This window comes from Parafrankia sp. EAN1pec, from assembly GCF_000018005.1.
Classification (GTDB): domain Bacteria; phylum Actinomycetota; class Actinomycetes; order Frankiales; family Frankiaceae; genus Parafrankia; species Parafrankia soli.
This window is the reverse complement of sequence record NC_009921.1, coordinates 8,113,396-8,134,493: the sequence shown is the minus strand read 5'-3', so window position 1 is coordinate 8,134,493 and position 21,098 is coordinate 8,113,396. Positions and strand designations below refer to the sequence as shown.

Here is a 21,098-nt window from a genome sequence, read left to right as displayed (position 1 = left end):
TCCTCCCTGTCGGCTGTGGTTGCCAGCGGGGGGCTTCACGGACCGGAGCGGATCATCGCCTTGCTGCGCATCAGGACCTCGCCGAGGTAGCCGTCGTGCGGGATGCCGGGGCGCAGCCAGGTCGTGGGGTTGTCCCCGAGGTAGAGGTTGGTGATCGACGGTTCGTCCAGCAGGGTGTCGACGAGGTCCGTCCGGGTCGTCATCGCGGTGAGGACGAGGGAGTCGCGCAGCGGGGCGACGCCGTCCCGCTCGTGCCAGGGGCCGACCCAGACGCACGGGAACGGCAGTTCGACGTTCAGCTGGGGAGCCGTGCTCGACGCGACCAGGTGCACCGCCGGCCGCAGCACCGAGCCGCCCGAGGGAAGGTCGTCGACGATGGTGTCCCCGCCGAGCAACGCGTGCGCGTCACCGGCGACGGTGTGCAGGTAGCGGTCGAGCTGCATCGCCGTGGCGGTCGGCTGCACCGTCAGGATCGCGTCGGGGTGGTCGGGCGGCAGGCTCGGGATCCGGCCCAGCCGCTCGGCGAGCGCCCGCGCCAGCGGTTCGGGGTCGCCTTCGACGAGCACGGCGGTGGCGCAGGTGCAGGCGGTTCCCCCCAGGTGGCTGACCGAGCCGGCGATGACGTCGATCTTCTCCCGCCAGTCGACCTCGGCGGTGACGAGAATCTTCGACCGCCCTGGCCCCTGTGTCAGCACGCGCGGGTTGGCCCGGTACTTGTCGACGACGTCCTGGCCGCCGTACACGATCGCGTGGTCGGCCTCGGCGACGATGACGTCCGCGGCCGCGTAGTCGGTGGGCAGCAGGGTCAGCGCCGCAGGCGGGAAACCGGCGTCGCGCAGGGCGCTCACCAGCCGGAAGGCGGTGAACGGCTCGCGGGACGACGGCCGGAGCGCGACCTTGTACCCCAGCGCCAACGCCTCGGGCCACAGCCCGTGCACGGCCGGGGTGTTGCCGGCGGCGTGGACGGCGAAGAGGTCCCCGCGCCGGGCCCAGACCGCTGAACCGGTGGTCGTGGCCGGGTCGCGCCAGTCGGCGACCGCGCCTCGGGGCATCGCCAGCTCGACCGTGCGCCGCTGGGAACGCAGCACCTCCGCGACCCACTCGACCGACTGGCGGACCACGCCGAGGGGCACACCCGACGCCTGCGAGACGAGGTGGGCGTAGTCGTCGGGGTGTAGGCCGCCGACGGCGGCGCCGGTGAACAGGTCGGCGGCCTTGTCGAGCGCGGCGAACCGCTCGGCGGCCGGCACGGTCGGCGCCGCGCGCATCGCGGCCAGCGCCCGGCGCACGTAGAGCGTCGGCATCTGGCTGATCTCGCCGATGTGCTCCCCGGAGAGCGCGGTGAGCGGCTTGCGCTCGCGGGAGCGGTACGGCCCGGTCGGGCCGAGCGCGTCGATGTGGATCTGCTCGTCCATCAGTAGACCCCTTCGATGACGGCCTGGCTGTCGAAGGTGGTGACCGGGGCGACGTCGGCGACGGCGCAGCCGAGCGCTCCGGTCAGCGGCTCGACCCGGACCGCCGTGTCCCGCTCGAGGTTGTTCGGCACCAGCGCGTACTTGGTGAGGTGGTTCATCACGACCTGGCCGCGCTCGCCGAACCCGACCGCCGCGCCGGTCCCGGGATCCACCACCTGGAAGGTGATGTACGGGCTGGGCGGATCGAACACCGCGAGCTCGTCGGAGTCCTCCTGCGGGCGCTCGCGGGACATACCGAGCACCGTCGTGCTCCCGTAAAGGCCCTTGAGGGGGATTCCGGGGAATACCTCTTGCCGGAAGATGTCGCGCGAGTCGGCGTCCATGTGCGCGCCGCTCCAGCAGATGAACCGGATGTTCTTGTTGATTACCTCGACGAGCTCCGCGCGCCGCGCTATCCGCTCGAGCAGCGGTGGAGTCGTGACCAGGATTCCGACGGACTGGCTGGTAAGGATGTGCGCTGCCTGGTCGACCAGGTGCTCGGCATAGCGGTCGGCCTCCTCCAGGGCGCCGCGGGCAATGAGGTTCTTGATCCACCGGGGGTCGAGGTCGACGGTGAACTTGACGCCGTTGTGGCGGCGTGCCCTCCTGCTGGCGAAATCGCCGAACATGTGCGGCCCGCTGGGCGCGACCGCCAGGATGTTCGTCGTCCCGAGGTCGCTGTAATGAAACTCGTCCCAGCTAAGTGCGAACTCGGCCCAGCGTTCGAACATCACGAATCTTTTCGGGGCGCCGGTCGTCCCGCCGCTCTCGAAGATTCCCGCGATCACCCGGTCCGCGCCGGTCAGCCCTCTTGGAACCAGGTCCTCGACCGGAACATCGCGGAATTCGTTGACGACGTTCGGGAAGAGCGCGAGATCGGCGAAAGTCCGGACGTCGGCGATCGGGTCGAAATCCAGGCTCCGGGACCGGCGCAACCAGTACGGGCTACCAGTTTCCTCCGCGAAATGCCAACGCATCAGAGCGCCGATGTATTCGTCGGCGTCGATGGAAGCGATTTCTCCCGGGGTTATGTCAAGGATTGATGGGAGCATGGACGGCCTCCGGACACGTGCGGTCGTGCAGTTCGACGATCCTGATTCTCGCCCCCGCTGAAACCAGGTCGGAGAGCGCCGAGCCGGTTCCTATCGTACGATCGCGAGATCGCCGTCCCTCATCCCCGGCTGTTGACAGTCCGAGTCCGTTGACGGTCCGAGTCCGTTGACGGTCCGAGTGGGCGATACCCGTCCACCTGATGTTAATTTAATTGTGCGGCGTGCGGCCTGTCTCGCCCGTTTATTGCCGATTGTCGGTTCCGTGGTCCCGGGCGGTTTCGGTACGGGCCTGCGGGCGGGTCAGGCCAAGGTCATAGGCACAGATGACGGCCTGCACCCGGTCCCGGGCGCCGATCTTCGCGAGCATGCGGCCCACGTGGGTCTTGACGGTCGATTCGGACAGGACCAGCCGCTCGGCGATCTCGCCGTTCGTCCAGCCGTGGCCGATGGCGACGAGGATCTCGCGTTCCCGTTCGGTCAGCGTGTCCAGGCGCGGGTCGGCGGCCCGCTCCCCGTCCGGGAGGGCATCGCCGAGATGCTGTGCGAACGCGTCGAGCAGGCGCCTGGCGAGGGCGGGTGCGATGACCGCGTCGCCGACGGCGACCGCCCGGATGCCGGCGAGGAGCTCCTCGGGATAGGCGTCCTTCAGCAGGAAGCCGCTGGCGCCGGCGCGAAGCGCGGCGTGCACGTACTCGTCGAGATCGAAGGTCGTGAGTATGAGGATGCGCGAGCGGCCGCCGCCGGCCACCTCCGTGTCGGGGTTGCTCTCGAGCAGCATGCGGAAGCCGAGACGTTTGTCCCGGATCATGATCCGAAGCCGGGTGCCGTCGATGCGCAGCGCCATGCGCACCCGGGTGCGCGGGCCGGCGTGCTTGAGGATGTTGGTGAGCGCCTCCTGGACGATGCGGTACGCCGCCAGCTGCACCCCGAGATCCAGTGCATCGAGCTCACCGGCGCTCTGGTACTCAACCTGCGGCCCGGCCGCGCGGACGCGCCGGCACAGCGAGTCGAGATCGGCGATGCGCGGCTGCGGGCTGAGATCGGGCGCCTCGGCACGCTCCCGCAGTACGCCGAGGATGCGGCGCAGCTCGCCGAGCGACCGGCGGCTGGTGTCGCCGATCAGGTTGAGCGCTTCTTTGCCGCGTTCGGGCGCGACGTCCACGGCGTACGCGCCGCCGTCAGCCAGCGCGATGATCACTGCGAGGCTGTGGCCGACGATGTCGTGCATCTCGCGGGCCATCCGGGCGCGCTCGCTGGCCGCCACGAGTCTGCTGCGCTGGTCTCGCTCGATCTCGAGCTGACGGGCCCGGTCGCGCAGCGCGGCCAGCTGCGCGCGGCGGATGCGCACCGCGAACCCCAGCGCGGCGGCCGCGACGCCGACGCTGAGGAGCAGGAAGATCACATCCCCCACCGGCAGCACCGTGGCCAGGCGGATCACGAGCAGCAGAACGTGGCGATCGACGCGGGTACCGCCCACGGCAGGCGCCGCAGCGGCGCGTGGAGCACCAGGCTGTAAACGGCGACCAGCAGCGCGACGTCGGCGCGCAGCAGGACACCGACGGCCAGCTCGACGACGAACGCCGCCATGACCGCGTGGAATGCCGCCAGCGGGGCGCGGCGCCGCCACCACAGCGGGACGAGCAGCGCGGCCTGGAACAGCAGCATCTCGGCCAGCGGCGGCCGGACGAAGGGGATCGGCGTGTCCGGAGGGTCCCCGTCGTGCGGGAGGTCGGGCAGGCAGAACGCGAGGAAGATCGCGACCACGACGGCGGTGTCCAGCGCCCAGGGGCGTGCGGTGTCCCACTGCCGGACCCGCTGTCCGGCGTGGAACAACCGGGCGGTCGCGGGATGTCCCACGAGCCCGCCGGCCGCGTCGTCGCCGCTCACCGCGAGCACCGGAGGATCAGACGTCCGATTGGCCCACTCGGAACGCAGCACCCGCCGGCCGGTCACCTTCTGACCGGAGCCGGCCGTCCGGGACGGCGTTGCGGGTACGGGCCGGGTCTCAGCGATGGTGGTCATGCCGCCCTCGCCACGGTCGTCTCGGAATGGTATTCGACGGCGTCCTTGGTAAGGGCCATGAAGGCATCCTCCAGGGAGACCGTCCGGGCGGTGAGCTCGAACAGCGCGATGCCGTGTTCAGCGGCTCTGGTCCCGATCTCGCGGGCCGACATGCCGGTCACGCTCAACTGCTCCGACCCCGTGGTCGCCGTGATCTCGACCCCGGGACCGGCCAGGAGGCCGCGCAGCCGCGCCGGGTCGGCGCTGGCGACCGCCACGGTGTCGCCGCCGGCCTGCCGGACCAGCTCCCGCACGATGGTGTCAGCCAGGACCCGCCCGCGCCCGACGATGATGAGATGGTCGGCGACCAGCGCCACCTCGCTCATCAGATGATCATTCGCATCGTGATGGACTTACCGGCGCCATCCGGAGCCGCTTCCTGCCTGTTAACGGCGGCCAGCCGGGAAACACCTACTGGCTATTGCTTCCGGTCAGCACAGCGGGGTCCCGGCCAGTTTCACGACCTGGCGGAGCAGTCATACAGCGGGGAGCTGATGGTGATAGGGGAGGGCCGTCCCACATCGTCCTCACATGTCGGCCGTCCTAGTCTTCGGGCGAGGCGCGGTCTTCGGACGGGGCGCACCCGGCGGGCGGGACGCGCTCTTCGGTCGAGGCGCGTCGCGGGGCCCGAAACGACCGCGGAACCGAACGCGAAAGCTCGGCTGCGGAAGGAGGAAGCGCGCAGGGAACGGCCGCGAAAAACCAGTCGCGAACGACCGACGGAGAAGGCTCGACCGGGGAACAGGACCGTTGAAAACGATCATCATCGGCTGTGTCGCGGCGCCTGACATCAAGGCGGGGGCCATCGTGTCCCGACGGGCCTTGCCGGCGACCCGTGTAATGATCACCGATGTGCCGACAGGGACTCCCGTTGACGGACATGCGTCGACCCGGCGGGCAACTGGTGCGCTCGACCTCTGACCGGCTGGTGGGCCCGCCCGGTTCGGAGCGGGCCCGCACCGAGACCATCCGGTACACCGTCGCCGGAGCGGCGGGGGTCCTGCTCACGGTGCTGCTGGGCGCCGTCGTCCTCCGGAGTGGAACGCCGCTCGGGCTCGATGCCGGGTGGCACCGGTGGGTGTTGGCTCACCGTAACCCCGGGCTGTCCGATGTCGCGGTCGCCGTCACCGACACCGGCGTCGGTGCCTGCGCCTACTGTCTTGCCGCGGTCGCCGGCGCCCTGGCGGTGCCGCGGTGGTCGCGGTGGTGGCGGTGGTGGCTGGGCGCCGTCGCCGGGGTCGTGGCGCTGCTGCTGGGACAGCTGTTGAGGACCTCGCTGGCGGTCATCGTCGGCCGGGCGCGACCGCCGGTGGCGGACTGGATAACCTATCCGTCCGGCTTCGCGTTTCCGTCCGGCCACACGACCACCTCGGCGCTGGTCGCCGCGGGTCTCGCCGCGGTGCTGTACCGCCGGGCCCGCAGGCGCTCCACCAGGGTCGCGGCTGTCGCCGTCCCGGGCATCTGGGCGTTCACTGTGGGGCTCAGCCGGATCTACCTCGGGGTGCACTGGCCCACTGATGTTTTCGCCGGATGGCTGTTGGCCACAGTCCTCGCTGTTGTCTGCCTGCCGTTGCTGGGCGCCCTGTTCGCGTGGATCGGCCGGGATCAGCCAGACCGGCCGGACCCCCGCTGATCGCCACCTCCTGACGGACCATACGGGATCGCCTCACCGGCCTCCTCGCCGCTCTTCCGGCGTCGGGCCGGCCGAGGCAGGTGTGGAACAGATCGAAGCACGTCCGGCCGGATATCTTTCTATCGATCACTGTGGTGCGATTGGCGGCGTCCCCGGCCGGTACCTGAGCTGAGCGGGAGCGGTGGCCGCCGAGGACGGCGTCGTGGCCGCGGAGCGGTCCGTGGCGAAACGGGATCGGGCGGCGCAGCGCCCGGCCGCCTTGTCCGCCTGTCGCAGCCGTGCCGGCGGTGCGGTCGTGCGTTCTATGCGCGCAATGCCGCATTGGCACGGACCTCCCGGCTTGCGTGTGACGCTCCGAGAGGCTAGCGGTGTTACCAGTAGCAGCGATGCTGGTTCTACGGTGTTGAGTATGGCCGGGATTGTGAACCTGCGTGACATTGCCGAGTGACTCGGCGTCTCTCGGGCACGCGCTGATCAGCTCTCGCGCCGGCCATCGTTCCCCGCCCCGCTTACAGCGTCGCGCCCGATAATGTGTCAGGCGCGATCCTCCGCAACTCTCCGCCGCCGGCAGGATCGTGACCTGCGCGCGTACGGCGCGCCCTGGGGTCATGGTGGGCCACCGGGACGCCACGACGGTCGTTCTGGATGCGGGGGACAGGCGTGCCCCGCATTCCGAGGCGTGACGTCTTGTCGTCCTGGAGCTGGCGGCCGGGCGTGTCTGAACCCTTTGCTGGTTCCACCAACCTGAAGTTCAGCAGCTCGCCGCGCGGAGGGTGGTCCAGGCGGATGCTGGTACCTCAAAAATTCCGGACAATGTGGACGAGTTCCCATCCGGTTCCCGAAAATCTGTGCCTGATTTAAATAATCAGTTCCGCGTGGGCGTGCTTCGGTCTGTCATCGCGACGTTGCATCTTAGCGCTTTGAATGCCGGCCTGATTGGCAGGAGCCGGTCAGTAGCCGGTTATCTGCTGGCCAGCCGGCGAAGTCGCACGACCGCCAGTCGCTCGTCTCCTCACCTCTGTCTCCTTGCCATGTACTCTTGTCTCATCGGGATCGTGATGGCTCTCAGGGTCAAAAGTCCTCTGGGAATCTACTTCCGTCCGGTGTACTGCGAGTGCGTGGAGGCAGCAGGAACGGTGGCTACTCGGATACCTAGGAGGAGAGCCGACCAGGGGACGGTTCGACTTAACACGCGCGATCTGCACGCGCTCGAGTGGATCTTCGATATGCATGCGGTCTTCGAGACCGACCTTCCTGACGTGCTCAACCCCGCTCGGCTCATCTCGAAGAACGCGGCACGGTCGATCGTGACCCGTTGGGCGAACGCCGGGGTCGCATGCGCCGAGCCGGTGCTTGCCAACCAGGGTCGTCTCGTCCGGCTGACGCCGGACGGGGAGAGGCTCGTCAGCACCGGTGATAGAGCCTCACCCGTGGCGGCACCGGGCGCGGCCGCGGCGGCTGTCCACCATGCGATGGTGGCGCGAGCGCGGCTGCGGCTGGAGCGCGACGGTCTCCCCGACCTGGTCGTCGTGGGCTGGCTCAGCGAACGGCAATGGCGGATGGAGAACCGGTCTCGGGTCGCCGCCGGCGAGCAGATACCCGACGGAATAGCGCGTCTGGACAGCGGCGACCTCTGCCCGGTGCACGTTGGGCACACGGGTGTCGAATTTATTCGGATCAGGTCAACTATTATGGACCTCCTCGGCAAGTACGGGACCGTCATCGTCGCCGTACCTGGCGATATCGCGCCGCTCGCGCAGTCGACCTGGAACGGGCCGGACCTCTCCGGCTCCGGAGCGGATCGCAGTGGCCTGCACTTGATCATCATTTGAGGGAACATCCCAGTTACGAGACGGTCGATGCGCGCCCGCACCGTGGAGGCCCGCCTACCGCGGGGATGCTCTCCGTGCCACGCACCGCCTTCGAAGCACGGCTAGGGATGACCGTCGCGGTCGCTAATCTGCCAGCCGTCCGCGACGAGTGACAGCAGCCGGTCAAGATATGCGCCGGTATCGTGATCTTGTGAATGCTGGACGCTGATTTCTCCCTTTTCGCCGGCGGCCGGCTGGGCCTCGGGCGTGCCGGAATTTCGCTCGCCGCCGCCAGGGCCCAGCGCCGACACGAGCGCGGCCGTGACCGCCACCAGGTCGTCCACGGTGATATCGGCACGCGCGCTGCCGGCGCGCTGAGCACGGGCGAGCACTCCGGCTCCGGCGTCACCGAGCGGCGTGGCGGGGGAGGCAGGCGGCGCCGTCCGCGGTAGCGGAGCGATTGGCGGGCCCTCGAGCTCGAGGACGAAGACCCCCTGCCGGGCCAGGAGGTGCCTCGCGAGCTGCCGGAGCCAGGCGGCGAGCGCTGCGCCGGGCGGGAGCCGGTCGCCCAGCTCGTCCGCCTGGCGGCGGAGACCGGCGACATCCTCGCGGTACACGGCCTCGATCAGGTCCTCGCGGTTGGCGAAGTTCCGGTAGAGCGTCGCCGGGCCGACCCCGGCGCGTCGCGCGATCGTGTTCAACGGTGCGTTCGTGCCGAGTTCGGCGAAGACCGCCCGCGCCGCGGTCAGCAGGCGCTCCTGGTTGCGGACGGCGTCGGAGCGCCGGGGCCGTTCTGCTGGTCTGTAGGCGGTGCCGGCGTCGCCACGCTGGCCGCTCGCTGTGGCATGCGGCGCACCGCCGCTCTCAGGCACCACTACGGTGTCCAGAAGGCGGCGTGGGGGACGGGGCTCGAGACGCTCACCGCCTCACCGAGAACGACTCCACTGGCCGTCACGTGACTGGCCGAGCTCTGCCTCCCGCCGAGGGTCCCGAGATCGGTGACCACTCCGTGCCGCCAGCGGAACGCATGCCCGTCCCCGGTCGGGAGCTCGACCGTTCCGCAGACCACGCCGGAGTCGTTGAGCCCGGCCGGGTCGACCCAACCCTCGCCGAAACCGTGGATCTCGGTGAGGTCGCCGCCGGACCAGAGGAATGCCCGAACTCCCCCGCCGTAGCTGCGCACGAGCACCTGGCCGGCATTGTTCACCGCGACGGCCTCGCTGTGCTCATCTCCAACGAGTGTCCCGAGATCTGTCATTATTCCGTTCTGCCAGCAGAACGCGTGGGTCCGGTTGTCCGCCGTGCCGCTGCTCCCGATGACCAGCCCGGCGTTGTTCACGCCGGACGCCCTGCTCCAGGTGCCACCGAGGGTGCCGAGGTCATGCATACGGCGGTCGGACCACACGAACGCGTGGTCGGCCCCGCTGCGCGTCTGACTCGTACCGACCACCAGGCCGAGGTCGTTGACGGCGGCGGCGGAGCTCTCCGGGCCGCCAAGGGTGCCGAGGTCCTCGCTGATGTGTTCCCGCCACAGGCAGGCATGCCGATCGCCGCTGTCGGTGCTGCTGCTGCCCGCGACCAGGCCCAGGCCGTTGACGCTCACGGCGATACTGAAATGCCCTCCCGGGATGTCCGTGCCGCCCAGGTAGGGAAGCGCGGAGTGGATGCCGTAGCTCCAGCGGAATGCCTGCGGGCCCTGCCTGCCAATCATCTCGCCGACCACGACGCCCAGAGAGCTCATGGCGATCGGACGGCTGCTCCCGGGAAGGCGGCGAACCGTGTCGGCCTGCCACAGGAAGCCGTCGACCCGGTCCCGGCCGCTCTGCCAGAGGCCGGCCAGCAGGCCACTGGCGTTCCCACACACCAGGAGGCCTGGGACGCCCGGTGGCCCGGTGACGGCGGTCGCGGCCGGGCGGGCCTGCCACGGTGGTCGCGCCGCGGTGGCCGAGGCGTCCGCTGACGTCGGGTTGCTCAGGTTGACCGGCCCCGAGGAAGCGGCGGCCACCACCGCGAAGCGCGCGACTGGTTGACGGTCACTTACCATAACAGGTTTCACTCCATTTGTCTGGCACCGGGAGTTCGGTGGTCCACGACGTTGCCCGAGCGTGAACCCCTGGTGCGGTAATCGGGTGTGTCGAGACCGGCATCGGCGTCCGAGAATTTCATTCTGCGGCATCGGCCGACCGCCTGCGACACATCATCAGACCACGTACGTGCCACAAAATATTGCGCACTCCGTCTCGCGATCTGATCTCCTACCGGATCTTTTCCAGGGGAAAACCTGGCTGTAGGGGCGGAGAGGTTCCAGGAATTCACCGAGTAATGTCTCGAAAGTCCCTGGTGATGGCTTGGCCAGTGGCTCGGTAATTGCTGGTTAGGTAGCGGTTGTCCTCGGCGTCGACGGCTGCCGAACCAGCCGGGATGGCTGACAGGTCAGGGACCATCCTGCCGCGGGCGCCCGGGTCGGCTGTTCCCCCGCCGCCGGCCGCGTCGATGCCTCGGGCGAGCCCGAGCGGGTCGAACGGCCGTCCCCCCGAGGTACGGTCCCTTCACCTGCGCAATGCCCGCTTCGTGCGCGTGGCGCCGCCCCGGGTCGGTCACAACTCCGGACAGGCAATCATGATCTTGGGGCGGCTCTGCGGCGGCTGGTGCGAAACCGGCGCGGATGCCGACCCGACCCACGACCCCGGGGCCTCCGGACTGGTCACTCGCGCGGGCCGCTGGACCGGGCCACCCGTGCCGAGCCGCGCTCGCGGTGCGGCCGTCAGTTCCGATCTCCTGCAGAGGTTCGCCACCTGGCCGGGCCGGCTGATAATCGGGGCTTCACCGTTCCCGGAGAACATCGGTGCGAGTAATGCGACCTGCGCCACCGGCGCATATGTTTCGTACTGGCGGTACTTCGGTAACACGCTGAACGCGTTCGGCCGCCAGAACTCGATCATCCGGCTTGCCTGGGAGGCGAACGGCAACTGGTTCCCGTGGTCCGCCCCCACGGCCGAACCCGATCCGAAAAGTGGTGGAGCCTCAACGCCAACTACTAGCAGAACCCGCCGAGCCACAACGCGATCGACATGTATCCGAGCGACGCCTGGGTCGACACCTTCGTCTGGACTCCTACGCTACCTGGCCGGTGTCACGCACGAATGCAGAATTCGACGCCCAGGCCACAGTGGTTGGCGGACTGACCTATTGGTACAACTTCGCCACGGCGCACAACAAGACGTTCGGTATCGGTGAGTGGGGGTCGTGAGCGGCGCTGGATCGAACGGAGGAGGCGACAGCGCCAACTTCGTCCAGTGGATGTACGACTGGTTCCTGGAACATGCGGGGAAGAGGCTGGTGTACGAGTTCTACTTCGGCAACTGTGATCCAGGGAACGTCGGTTCCAACCTGTACCGACCTCTCGGGCCCGGCTGCGTCTACCGGAACCCGAACGCTGCCGCCCGCTACCAGCAACTCTACCGGCGGACATAGGCCCGACCGGACCTCGCGACGAGGGAGCGCCAGCGGCCGCGGGCCAGCCGAGGTTGGAGGCTTCCCGATCCTGGAAGCCTCCAACCTCGGCCGCTCCGTGCTCTTTGCGGGCTCTGCTTCGGATCCCCCGCGACATTCCCTCGATGATCTGTGGGAGGCGTGCCGGGTGGCGGCGTCGGTGCCGCTATCCCGACAGGCGGACGCTGACTGCGTTCCGGCTTACGCCGGTGATCAACCGGTGTAGTACGGCACGGCGGATACCGCGGTCGGTGCGGCGGGCGCGGCAATAGGCAGCCCGCCGCCACCACCACCGGCGGGCGTGCCGCCGCCACCGCCGCCACCTGAGGGCGTGCCGCCTCCACCGCCGCCACCGCCACCTGCGGGTGCGCCTCCGCCTCCACCTCCACCGCCACCTCCACCGGCGGTGCCTGTGCCTGTGCCTGTGCCACCTCCACCTCCACCGCCACCGCCACCGCCTGTGCCTGTGCCGGTGCCGGTGCCACCGCCACCGCCTGTGCCACCTCCACCGCCTGTGCCTGTGCCTGTGCCACCTCCACCTCCACCGCCTGTGCCGGTGCCACCGCCACCGCCACCGCCACCGCCTGTGCCGGTGCCGGTGCCACCTCCACCGCCACCGCCTGTGCCGGTGCCTGTGCCACCTCCACCGCCGGTGCCGCCGCCCGCGGGCGCGCCGCCTCCACCGGTGGGCGCTCCGCCGCCGGTCCCGCCGCCGGGAACGCCACCGCCGCCCGTGCCGGTCCCGCCGCCGCCGGTCCCACTGCCGGGAACGCCACCGCCGCCGGTCCCGCCGCCGCCGGTCCCGCCGCCAGCACCAGCGCCAACACCGGCACCGACTGTCGGCGTCGCGCCCACTCCGCCGCCGCCCGGAATCACCGTGGGCGCGGGAGTCCCGGCGCATGTGGAGACGCCGACGGCCGGAACGGTCACCAGGAGGTTCCCGGTCGTCTCGTTCCACGGCGAAGCGATCACGGCCATGGCGTGGGACGGCAGCTCCAGAGACTGCCGTGGGCCGAGAGCGGAGATGCCGGAGCCCTGGCTGGTGTCAAACCAGCCGAAGCCGAACGCGACGTCCGACTGGTTGCTCACCCGCCAGGCGGGACCTGCGCCGGTGCAGGTGTAGCTGAGCCGCAGCGGATTGGTCTCGAAATCATCGATGCCGTTGATTTCCCGGTCGAAGGGGAGCCGGAACGGGAGCAGGGACAGGAACTGGTCCAGCGTCGCGTCGCCGGTACCGGTCGGTGTCGCCGAAGGGCTGCTGATGATGACGCCCGGGCCGGTGCCCGGGGACGGGCTCGGACCAACGCTCGGGGTGGCCCCGGGTGCGGCACTCGGCGAGGCGCTCGGATCGAGGTTGACGGTTATCCCGCTTCCCGCGGAAGCGGTGGGATCCGGCGAGCCGAGGATGCCCTCGGCGATGTCGGCGGACGGGTTCGCGGTCGCAGTCGGCGTGGGAACGGCCCAGGCCGGTACGGCCGCCGCCGTCATGGCCGCGCCGAGAACGCCGGCCGTGACGGCCCGCATTCTGGTGATACGCATTAATCCTTCTCCCTTGACTGTGACGAGTCGCCATGACACTCACCGACGGCGCCCGTCGAACCGCCCTTATCGGGAGTACGGCGGTCCGGCGCAGGGTGTGGATCAGCGTTTGCCGGTCAGTCTCGACTTGCGCAGAAAACTACCAACGCCAGGTTCACCGCAACCCGGGAGGGTCTGGGGCGAGGGAGAGTTCGAGTGCTCCTCCGTGTTAATCGCGTACTGTGCGGATGACCTTGTTCCGCGAGTCCGGATCTGTGGTCGGCGACGGCTGGCCGATGATCGGGATCCTCGACTCGGCCAGCATGGCCGATCTTCAATGTTGGCTGCGCCGCAGGCATTTACGATTCATCTCCGCAGCTAAATGTCCGAAATACTCCCTTTGTTCGTCTTGGCGGAAGATGTCTGAGCGTAGTCAGTTGGATGCCTGACGTGGTCAGATCCTGATGTGGTCCAGGTGTGTGGAGGCGGTCGGTCGGTGGGCTGCCGGGCTCGGTATTCGGCTTCATTGGCCCATTCGGGTAGGCAAATTCGGGTAGGTGCCCAAGGCGGCCGGTCGGGGTGAAAGACGGCCGCCCTGGCGCCTCCGCGGCTCACGCCGACGGCCCGGTGCCGAACATGGCCGAACGGGTCCCCGGCCGCGTCCCGATGCGGTCCAATGGGCGGCCCGATGCCGCGATCAAGGTCCTGACCTGCGTAAATGGGTTGACGCTGCGACTCTGCGTGCGCCCTGCGGGGTTGAGGTCCGCTGACGACCGCTCGCCTTCGGATCGATTTCGCGTGTCATCGGGATGTGGTGGAAGCGGGGGCTGACCCGAGATCTCGACAGTGGAGCCCGAGATAGCTGAGAAGAAATGCTCGGATGACTACTTCGGCGCGTTACGGCCTCGGACCGGCGGCCCGGTCTGGGCTCCCGGGCCTACCCTCGCGGTGGGTGGTCCTGAGGAGAGCTGTCCGCGGAATCGGCGGGATCGATTTCCAGCGGTGATGATCCGGAATGTGATCGATTCATGCCCGTGTTTCGCGGGCTCATGTCGAAATTCTGGGTTGAATTTCGCTTACGGGGCCTCGATCTGATCTGATCTGATCTGATCAGATCAGATCAGATCGAGGCAGGCTGGGTCCGTAACTCGGTCCGCCCCGCCAGTCCACGAAGCGCGCTGCGAGGCACCCCGGGCCGGCGGCCTCGCGCGGATGGCGGCTGAATTCCGGTGGCCGTGCAGGTGAGGTGCAGCGTTTCAGCTGCCGCTCCGGCCGGCGCGGGACCGCTGCTCGCAGTGCTGTCGCAGGCCCTGGGCCTCGGTGTCGACGTAGCGGCGGACCAGTCGCGCCATGAAAAGCGCCACCACCGGCGCCAGCGGCCCGGACTGCCGCAGGCTCAGCCGCACCGTGACCTTGCCGTCTTCCGCGGCGGGCATGATGCGGTGGTCGGCGACCGTGGTCATGCCGGTGGCCCTGGAGATCCAGGAGAAGCCCGAGCCCGGGGTCAGGTCGGTCACGGTCCACTCGGCCGCGGGCAGTCGGGGCTGCCGAATCCGCACGACGCTGCCGTCGCGCAGTTCGCCGTCGGCCCCCGAACTCCCGACCGCCGCGGGCCGTGCCGCCATGTCCACGGTGGTCATCGTCGGAGTCCAGGTGGGCCAGCGTTCGACGTCCCGTATCACCGCCCAGACCTCGTCGGACGTGGCGTCGATGGTCACCGAGGTCTCGTAGTACATCGGGTGCCTCCTGTGGGGTGATCGGTTTCTCGACCGGCGCCGGGTGGCGCCGCGACGTGTACCAAGTGGTACACGTACCATCTGGTACATGACGTCGCAAGGTCAGTTGCCGGACAGTCCGCGCACCAGCGCGGGGCGGCGTGCGCGGGAAGCCCTGCTGGAAGACGTCATCGCGCACCTGGCGGAGCACGGGATCGGCGACCTGAGTCTGCGCCAACTGGCGACCGCTCTCGGCACCAGCCATCGCATGATCATTTACCATTTCGGTTCACGGGACGGCCTCCTCGTCGAGGTGGTGCGCGCGATGGAGGAACAGCAACGAGCCGCGTTCGCCGAGATGCAGCGCGAACCGGCAGCCTCCGCGGTCGAGCTCGGCCGCCAGATGTGGCGACGGCTGAGCCAGCCCGAACTGGCTCCGTTCGAGCGCCTCTTCTTCGAGATCTACGGCCAGGCGCTGCAGGGCCGCGCCTACGCCCAACCGCTGCTGGATGGAGTCGTCGAGGACTGGCTCGGCCCGATGACCGAGTTCCTGGTGCGTGACGGCCTGCCGCCGGCCGCGGCACGCACGCAGGCCCGCCTCGCACTCGCAACTACTCGCGGCCTGCTCCTGGACCTGCTCGCCACCGGCGACCGCGAGGGCGTCGACCTGGCGATGGAACGAATGCTCGCCGCGTTCGACCACCAGCCTCCAGGTGACGACCCGCCCGAGTGACCTGGGCGCCGCAGTCGGCTGGGTGCTGAACCTGACCTTGGGTTCCGAATCCGACCGGGAGGCCGGATTGAGCTGGTTAGCTGCAGCGGCCCGGGGCCGACCGACCGCACATCTGGAGTCGGCCTGTCCCAGGCCCTGTCAGGGGCCGGCCCTGCCGACCAACCGTGGCGGGTGCTGGCTGGGGTGAGGCGGGTTCTGGGTCGGGGTTTGGTTGCTTCAGGTGTTCGGTTAACCCCTCAGGGTTGTTTGGTTGGAGTGTGAGCTTAGGTGGTGATTTCTTTGCGGCTTGTGGGCTGGGCGTGGGGCGGGGCGGTCGGGGCGGAGGGCCGCGGGTAGGTTCGGATGGGTGAGGGCATACCCGACCTGCTGGCGCGGTGCCGCCGGCCGCGTGTGTGGCCTGCGGGAAGCCGACGCGGGCCGAGCCACGCCGACGTCATGATCGCGCCGGCGTCATGACTGTGGCGGCGGCATGATCACGGCGGCCGCTCCGCTGACGGACATCTCCGAGTGGGCCCGTGGTCGCGGGCTCGAGATCGTCATGATCGTGATTGCGGCCGTCCTGCTGACCCGGTTCGCGACCTGGGTGGGTGACCGCGTCGAGCGGCGCATCGACCAGCAGTCGAGCCAGAGCGACGGGGTGGTGCGCTCCGAGGCGACGAAGCATCGCCACGCGGTCGTCCAGGTGCTGACCTGGGTGTCACTGGCTCTGGTCTACTGCGTGGCGGTCGTGTTGGTGCTCCAGCGCCTCGGGGTGCCGGTCACCGGCATCGTCGCCCCGGCGACCGTGGTCGGTGTGGCGCTCGGCTTCGGCGCGCAGCGCGTCGTCCAGGATGTGCTCGCCGGGTTCTTCCTGGTCACCGAGCGGCAGTACGGCTTCGGGGACCTCGTCCGCCTGGTAGTCCAGGGGGCGCCGAGCGCGGTCACTGGCACGGTGGAGGAGGTCACGCTGCGCATCACCAGCGTGCGGACGTCCAACGGCGAGGTGGTGATCACGCCGAACGGGCAGATCGTCCAGGTGGTGAACCTGTCCCGGGACTGGGCGCGGGCTGTCGTGGACGTCCCGATACCCACAAGTGTTGATGTTACTACGGTAAGTGATGTGTTGGCCCGGGTGGGTGCCGAGGCGTACGCCGACGACGCGCTGCACGACCTGCTGCTGGACGCGCCGACCGTGATGGGGGTGGAGAGCATCGACCTCGACCAGTTCAAGATCCGGGTCGTTGCCCGGACCCTGCCGGGCAAGCAGTTCGAGGTCGGTCGGGCGCTGCGGGCCAAGATCACGGTCGCGCTGCTGCGTGCCGGGATCCACGTGCCGGCCGACCTCGACACGGCCCCGCCGACGTCCTCATGAGGTTCCTCGACCGGATACCGGCGCAGCGCTCGACGCTGCTGCTCGTGTTCGCGCTCGTCGCCGTGTTCGCGCTGTACATCCTGGTACGGCCCGAGTCGCTGCCGGCGTCACGTTCCTACACCACGGCGGTCGAGCAGGTGAAGAACGAACCGCGCAGTGCGCAGGCGAGCGCCACGCCGACACCGCGGGCGCCGGCGACCACCGCCCCGGCGCCGGTGGCCCCGCCCTCGCCGACGGTGTCACCCTTGCCTTCGCCGGACGTCACCGCCAGTCCGACCGCGACGGTGGACCCGACCAGCACCGTGGACCCGTTCGGCTCCACCGACCCGTCGGCGGGCGCCTCGCCGGCCTCCGCGCCTCCGTTCGCGCGGGTCCCGTCGTTGTCCGGTGCCCCGTCGGCCCCGGCGCCGGGGCCGACCATGACGCCCGCCCCCTGACCGGACCCCGACCGTGCGCCTGACCGCGCCTGACCGCGGTCCTGACCGCTGTGCACTGACCCAAGCTCTGGGAACGCTCTGAGCACGCCTTGAGCATGCCCAAGGCAGCCCGGGTTCCGGTTCTGTCAGCGCGGGCGGACCAGTTCCTCCGTGGGGGTGCCCGGGGCATCGCCGATACCGGCCCAGCCCACCAGCTGCTCGGTGCCCGCCAGCCGCGCCGCCAGCAGGACGGCCCCGGCGGCCGGGGACATCCGCGGCCGGACGAGACGCGCGCCCGGGCTGGCGCTGGTGACGCGGGCGGTGAACGCGTCCAGGAACGGCGGCCCGGAGTTGAACGTGCCGCCCACGAGCGAGACGGGGAACTCGCCCGTCAGCCCGAGCCGGTCGATCACTGTGCGGACCTGGTCGGCCAGCAGCCGGCCGGCGTCCGTCAGGATCCGGTGGGCGACGGCGTCACCGGCGGCCGCGGCGGCGGCGACCTCGACGGCGAACGCGGCGATCCCCGCCTTGTCGAGGCTGCCGTAGACGAGATCGTCGACGCTCTCGACCAGGTCGAGATGGTAGAAGGCGAGCAGGCGGGGCACGAGCGCCGACCAGGGGGCGCGCCCGTCCCGGAACTCGACGGCCGCGCGCATCCCGTGCAGGCCGATCCAGTACCCCGAGCCCTCGTCGCCCAGCAGGTGCCCCCAGCCGCCGCATCGCCAGGTGCGCCCGTCGGCGGCGACCCCCAGGGTGTTGCTGCCCGTACCACTGATGACGGCGACACCGGGGCGGCCCAGCGTGCCGGCAGCCCAGGCCGCGACGACGTCGTTGAGCACCAGCGTGCTCCCGACCGGCCGAAGGCCGGTCAGCCGGCTCCGGAGGGCCTCCTGGTTGTCGTCGGTGTCGGCGCTGGCCACCGCGAGCACCGCGGCGGCCACCTCGTCTGCAGCGGCACCCGCCTGGCCGAGCGCGCCACGGACGGCCTCCATGATCGCGGCGGCGGCGCCGTCGAGGCCGACGACGTCGAGATTGCTCGGGCCCGCGGTGGCCGTGGTCAGCGTCGACCGCCGCAGGTCGAGGACGGCGGCCGTGGTCTTGGTACCGCCGCCGTCCACGCCGAGCAGGAAGGGGCGGGGGAGACCAGCATGAGGCGCCGCCTCCGGCAGGGACTCCGCTGACGGCAGGGGCCCCGCTGACGGCGGAGGCTCCGGGGGCGGCCGCAGGGACGGTGGCAGGCTGATCAACGGCCTGGAGTTCTCTGGCTGCAGGTTGGGCACTGGGGCGCCTCGCGATTCCGTCGACCGTGGGTTGTCACCGGAAGGTAGAGGCCTTCCGGCCGGACGGGGTCCCCCGCATCGTGCCTCTCGATGTCTTCCGCCGCGTCTCCCACCACGCGGCGGCGCTGTGTATCCGATCACCCCGTGTCCCATCGTGGCTTCATTGAGAGACGGTAGTGAGGTGACCGATGACGACGACGACTGGGCGCCGCCGCCCGTGCCCGACGGCGGTGGCGACCCGGTGGCAGCCGTGGACGAGGCCCTCGCCGAGGCTGAGAACGCGCTGCGTGCCGGGGCGTGGCTGCCGGACGTGGACGAGATCGACGCCGTGGTGACCATCCTCCATCACACCGACCCGGCTCGGCGGCGCCCCGACACGCCGCTGCGCCGCGTCCTGCACCAGGCACTGGACGAGACCTATCCGCAGCTCACCGTCTGGCGGCCGCGCCCGCAGTACCTCTACGCCGTGGTGAAGACCCTGCACCTGCTCGCGTCGGACCCCGTCACCGGCGAGAACACCGCCGCCCTCCTCGTCGGATGGGACCGTCTCATCGACCTCCTGCGGGCCGTGCTCGAGGTGGCCAGGTTCGGGCCTCCGGAGCCGCCCGAGCCTGGTGCCGAGGCGCCGGACGTCCCCGGGCCCGGTGCCCGGCCGTAGCCACCCGGTGGCTCCTGCGTGGTACCCACACGGGTACTGACGGTCAGGCAGGGACCTCCCGCCGCGGGGAGCGGACCATCGGGTACGCGGCGGGAGGCCATGCGGGCTCGATTCCGAGACCCGCCATGACGCGGTGTGCTGGGCGCCTCCCACCACCTTCCGCGACGGAATGGAGGAACCAGGTGGTGTCAGGAGCACTCGTCACCGAGTATCTGTCTCGTGTCCATTCCGCGGCAGGGTTCCTCGTCCAACGGCGATCGTGTGAGGGGTGAGCGCTCCGGCCGGCTCCCGGCGGGGTTGCCCTTCGTTGTCGCCCTCGACGATTCGGACACCCCCTACGACGTCGTCGACGCGCTCGCGCTCGGCCCCTTCACCAAGGGAGACCAGCCCTGGGCCCGCAGCGCGCGCATCGACCGGCTCAAGCCCGGCGCCAGCCTGCTGCCGGTCGACGCCGAGGTCGTACGGACCGTGGTCGAGGACGCCCGTGACTCGCGGCTGGCGACCGGTGACGGCTGGACGGTGCGCGCGGTGCGCTGGCGCGGCGGCAGCGCCGAGGTCCTGGTGACGGCGGTCAGCGAGGAGCTCGCCCGGACGGTGCTCGACGGCGTGGTGCGCCAGGCGACGGCGGAGTCCGTCGGCGAGGGCACCGTGACCATGGGCTTCTGGTACCTCTCCACCCAGCGCGGGCCGACGAGGATCATCCGGCGGGCCGCGACGACCGCCTGGCGGTCGATCCGGCGCAACTACGCGGAGACCACGCTGGCGCCGCTGGACCATCTGATGACCATGCGCCCGGAGAGCCTGGTCGGCCGGCTGATCCTCCTGCACGGGCCGGCGGGAACCGGCAAGACGACGATCCTGCGCGCGCTCGCGCACGAGTGGCGGAGCTGGTGCCAGGTCGACTGCGTGCTCGACCCGGAGGCGCTCTTCGGTGACCCCGGCTACCTCATGGAGGTGGCGATCGGGTCGGACGACACGGACGACGACGGCCCGGCCGAGGGGACCAGCCTGGCGCTCGGTGACGCGGCGTCGGACTCCACCGCGGAAGCCGACCAGGCGGCCGACGGGGACACCACGGACGCAGCCGCGGCGGTTCCGGCGGGCACCGCGGACGCAGCTGCCGGCCCCGGCAGCCCCGGCGCCGGCGGAGTGCCGGCGGGCGGAGTGTCGGCGGGCGGCGGGGCGACGGGCGGCGGCACGGAGGACTCGTCCCGGCGCCGCTGGCGTCTGCTGGTGATCGAGGACTGCGACGAGCTGCTGCGCGGCGACGCCCGCAGCGTCTCCGGCCAGGCGCTGTCCAGGTTGCTCAACCTCACCGACGGCCTGGTCGGGCAGGGCCGGGACGTCCTGGTCGCGGTCACCACCAACGAGCCGCTGGCGCGGCTGCACCCCGCGATCGTGCGGCCGGGCCGCTGCCTCGCCCAGGTCGAGGTCGGGCCGCTCCCACGCGAGGAGGCGCTCGCCTGGCTCGGGACGGCGGCGGACGCTGGGGTCGGGATGTCCGCGACCCTGGCCGAGCTGTTCGCCCTTCGTGACGGACGGATGCCCGCGACCACCCCGGAGCGCGACGGCCACACCGGCCTGTACCTCTGACACCCGGCGGCGCCGGTCCCGTGCCGCCGGGCGGCGCCGTTCCGGAGAAGAGGTGCATGCCGGGCGAAGAGCACGATATCGGCACAGTGCGGACGGGTTCCCGAATGGAGATAGTTCCTGGATCGCCAGGAAAGGGATGAACGACCGTTCCGACCGCACCGCTTTCGCGCAATTCTGTGGCTGAATTCGCTTCACGGCCGTCCCGCGTAACACGCCCGGTGTCGGCCTTCTGCGGCGAACCACGCGCCGATCGGCTACTCTTCCGCACTTGGACGGGGTATTTGGGGATGCTCTGTTCTGGGGTAATCATCGATCGGTAAACGTGTCTGGG

The 21,098-nt window shown here is 70.2% G+C and carries 17 protein-coding genes and 2 pseudogenes; 8 read left to right on the top strand and 11 right to left on the bottom strand.

Going from position 1 to position 21,098, the window contains the following annotated elements:
* Nucleotides 1-35 precede the first annotated feature (35 nt).
* The 6 genes and pseudogenes from FRANEAN1_RS33400 to FRANEAN1_RS33385 all read right to left on the bottom strand — a co-directional run.
* Nucleotides 36-1,415 (bottom strand): aldehyde dehydrogenase family protein, encoded by a 1,380-nt coding sequence (locus FRANEAN1_RS33400; protein ID WP_020464101.1) that lies wholly within the window; start codon nt 1,413-1,415, stop codon nt 36-38.
* Nucleotides 1,415-2,506: an AMP-binding protein gene (locus FRANEAN1_RS33395; protein ID WP_020464100.1), complete on the bottom strand. Its 1,092-nt coding sequence runs from the start codon at nt 2,504-2,506 to the stop codon at nt 1,415-1,417. Before FRANEAN1_RS33395 ends, FRANEAN1_RS33400 begins: the two co-directional genes overlap by 1 nt.
* 241 nt (nt 2,507-2,747) lie before the next feature.
* On the bottom strand, nt 2,748-3,314 hold the full coding sequence (locus FRANEAN1_RS44340; RefSeq protein ID WP_347177273.1) for a response regulator transcription factor: 567 nt from the start codon (nt 3,312-3,314) through the stop codon (nt 2,748-2,750).
* A 303-nt stretch (nt 3,315-3,617) separates the two neighbouring features.
* A pseudogene (locus FRANEAN1_RS44335) lies at nt 3,618-3,734 on the bottom strand (histidine kinase); the annotation flags it as partial.
* 206 nt (nt 3,735-3,940) lie between these two features.
* Nucleotides 3,941-4,528, bottom strand: a complete 588-nt coding sequence (locus FRANEAN1_RS42690; protein ID WP_020464098.1) for a hypothetical protein — start codon at nt 4,526-4,528, stop codon at nt 3,941-3,943.
* Nucleotides 4,525-4,899 (bottom strand): annotated as a pseudogene (locus FRANEAN1_RS33385) (ABC transporter ATP-binding protein); the annotation flags it as partial. The pseudogene FRANEAN1_RS33385 and the gene FRANEAN1_RS42690, both read right to left, overlap by 4 nt.
* Before the next feature lie 572 nt (nt 4,900-5,471).
* On the opposite strand from FRANEAN1_RS33385, the gene FRANEAN1_RS33380 reads away from it, so the two are divergent.
* Both FRANEAN1_RS33380 and FRANEAN1_RS33375 read left to right on the top strand, forming a co-directional pair.
* Nucleotides 5,472-6,200 (top strand): phosphatase PAP2 family protein, encoded by a 729-nt coding sequence (locus FRANEAN1_RS33380; protein WP_041255060.1) that lies wholly within the window; start codon nt 5,472-5,474, stop codon nt 6,198-6,200.
* Between the two features lie 1,058 nt (nt 6,201-7,258).
* A complete protein-coding gene (locus tag FRANEAN1_RS33375) occupies nt 7,259-8,032 on the top strand; it encodes a hypothetical protein (RefSeq protein ID WP_347176860.1) in 774 nt (257 codons plus the stop codon).
* 101 nt (nt 8,033-8,133) lie between these two features.
* On the opposite strand, the gene FRANEAN1_RS33370 is transcribed toward FRANEAN1_RS33375, so the two are convergent.
* Nucleotides 8,134-8,886 (bottom strand): TetR/AcrR family transcriptional regulator, encoded by a 753-nt coding sequence (locus tag FRANEAN1_RS33370; RefSeq protein WP_020464094.1) that lies wholly within the window; start codon nt 8,884-8,886, stop codon nt 8,134-8,136.
* Complete coding sequence (locus tag FRANEAN1_RS33365) at nt 8,886-10,055, bottom strand: HAF repeat-containing protein (RefSeq protein ID WP_020464093.1); 1,170 nt, start codon at nt 10,053-10,055, stop codon at nt 8,886-8,888. The genes FRANEAN1_RS33370 and FRANEAN1_RS33365 overlap by 1 nt, the downstream gene beginning before the upstream one ends.
* Nucleotides 10,056-11,257: 1,202 nt before the next feature.
* Here FRANEAN1_RS33365 and FRANEAN1_RS44330 point away from each other — a divergent pair.
* On the top strand, nt 11,258-11,485 hold the full coding sequence (locus tag FRANEAN1_RS44330) for a hypothetical protein (RefSeq protein WP_347176859.1): 228 nt from the start codon (nt 11,258-11,260) through the stop codon (nt 11,483-11,485).
* A 231-nt stretch (nt 11,486-11,716) separates the two neighbouring features.
* Here FRANEAN1_RS44330 and FRANEAN1_RS33355 read toward each other — a convergent pair whose 3' ends face one another.
* Both FRANEAN1_RS33355 and FRANEAN1_RS33350 read right to left on the bottom strand, forming a co-directional pair.
* Nucleotides 11,717-13,042, bottom strand: coding sequence for a hypothetical protein (locus FRANEAN1_RS33355; RefSeq protein ID WP_020464092.1), 1,326 nt, complete (start codon nt 13,040-13,042; stop codon nt 11,717-11,719).
* Nucleotides 13,043-14,277: 1,235 nt separating this feature from the next.
* On the bottom strand, nt 14,278-14,757 hold the full coding sequence (locus tag FRANEAN1_RS33350) for an SRPBCC family protein (RefSeq protein WP_020464091.1): 480 nt from the start codon (nt 14,755-14,757) through the stop codon (nt 14,278-14,280).
* An 88-nt stretch (nt 14,758-14,845) separates the two neighbouring features.
* Between FRANEAN1_RS33350 and FRANEAN1_RS33345 the strand changes: the two genes are divergently transcribed.
* From FRANEAN1_RS33345 to FRANEAN1_RS41790, 3 genes are all read left to right on the top strand, one after another.
* A complete protein-coding gene (locus FRANEAN1_RS33345) occupies nt 14,846-15,469 on the top strand; it encodes a TetR/AcrR family transcriptional regulator (protein WP_020464090.1) in 624 nt (207 codons plus the stop codon).
* A gap of 469 nt (nt 15,470-15,938) precedes the next feature.
* Complete coding sequence (locus FRANEAN1_RS33340) at nt 15,939-16,820, top strand: mechanosensitive ion channel family protein (protein ID WP_020464089.1); 882 nt, start codon at nt 15,939-15,941, stop codon at nt 16,818-16,820.
* On the top strand, nt 16,817-17,257 hold the full coding sequence (locus FRANEAN1_RS41790) for a hypothetical protein (protein WP_157472890.1): 441 nt from the start codon (nt 16,817-16,819) through the stop codon (nt 17,255-17,257). Before FRANEAN1_RS33340 ends, FRANEAN1_RS41790 begins: the two co-directional genes overlap by 4 nt.
* A 125-nt stretch (nt 17,258-17,382) precedes the next feature.
* On the opposite strand, the gene FRANEAN1_RS33330 is transcribed toward FRANEAN1_RS41790, so the two are convergent.
* Entirely contained in the window at nt 17,383-18,516 is a 1,134-nt protein-coding gene (locus FRANEAN1_RS33330) for a BadF/BadG/BcrA/BcrD ATPase family protein (protein WP_020464087.1), read from the bottom strand.
* Nucleotides 18,517-18,697: 181 nt separating this feature from the next.
* On the opposite strand from FRANEAN1_RS33330, the gene FRANEAN1_RS33325 reads away from it, so the two are divergent.
* On the top strand, nt 18,698-19,174 hold the full coding sequence (locus FRANEAN1_RS33325) for a hypothetical protein (protein WP_041255058.1): 477 nt from the start codon (nt 18,698-18,700) through the stop codon (nt 19,172-19,174).
* Nucleotides 19,175-19,435: 261 nt separating this feature from the next.
* Nucleotides 19,436-20,767, top strand: a complete 1,332-nt coding sequence (locus FRANEAN1_RS33320; RefSeq protein WP_041256810.1) for a DUF5925 domain-containing protein — start codon at nt 19,436-19,438, stop codon at nt 20,765-20,767.
* Nucleotides 20,768-21,098: the final 331 nt, after the last annotated feature.

Coding starts and splice junctions, on each gene's coding strand:
- FRANEAN1_RS42690 (WP_020464098.1), bottom strand. CDS start 4,528: ATGACCACCATCGCTGAGACCCGGCCCGTACCCGCAACGCCGTCCCGG.
- FRANEAN1_RS41790 (WP_157472890.1), top strand. CDS start 16,817: ATGAGGTTCCTCGACCGGATACCGGCGCAGCGCTCGACGCTGCTGCTC.
- FRANEAN1_RS44340 (WP_347177273.1), bottom strand. CDS start 3,314: ATGATCCGGGACAAACGTCTCGGCTTCCGCATGCTGCTCGAGAGCAAC.
- FRANEAN1_RS33350 (WP_020464091.1), bottom strand. CDS start 14,757: ATGTACTACGAGACCTCGGTGACCATCGACGCCACGTCCGACGAGGTC.
- FRANEAN1_RS33375 (WP_347176860.1), top strand. CDS start 7,259: ATGGCTCTCAGGGTCAAAAGTCCTCTGGGAATCTACTTCCGTCCGGTG.
- FRANEAN1_RS33340 (WP_020464089.1), top strand. CDS start 15,939: ATGATCACGGCGGCCGCTCCGCTGACGGACATCTCCGAGTGGGCCCGT.
- FRANEAN1_RS33345 (WP_020464090.1), top strand. CDS start 14,846: ATGACGTCGCAAGGTCAGTTGCCGGACAGTCCGCGCACCAGCGCGGGG.
- FRANEAN1_RS33365 (WP_020464093.1), bottom strand. CDS start 10,055: ATGGTAAGTGACCGTCAACCAGTCGCGCGCTTCGCGGTGGTGGCCGCC.
- FRANEAN1_RS33355 (WP_020464092.1), bottom strand. CDS start 13,042: ATGCGTATCACCAGAATGCGGGCCGTCACGGCCGGCGTTCTCGGCGCG.
- FRANEAN1_RS33395 (WP_020464100.1), bottom strand. CDS start 2,506: ATGCTCCCATCAATCCTTGACATAACCCCGGGAGAAATCGCTTCCATC.
- FRANEAN1_RS33400 (WP_020464101.1), bottom strand. CDS start 1,415: ATGGACGAGCAGATCCACATCGACGCGCTCGGCCCGACCGGGCCGTAC.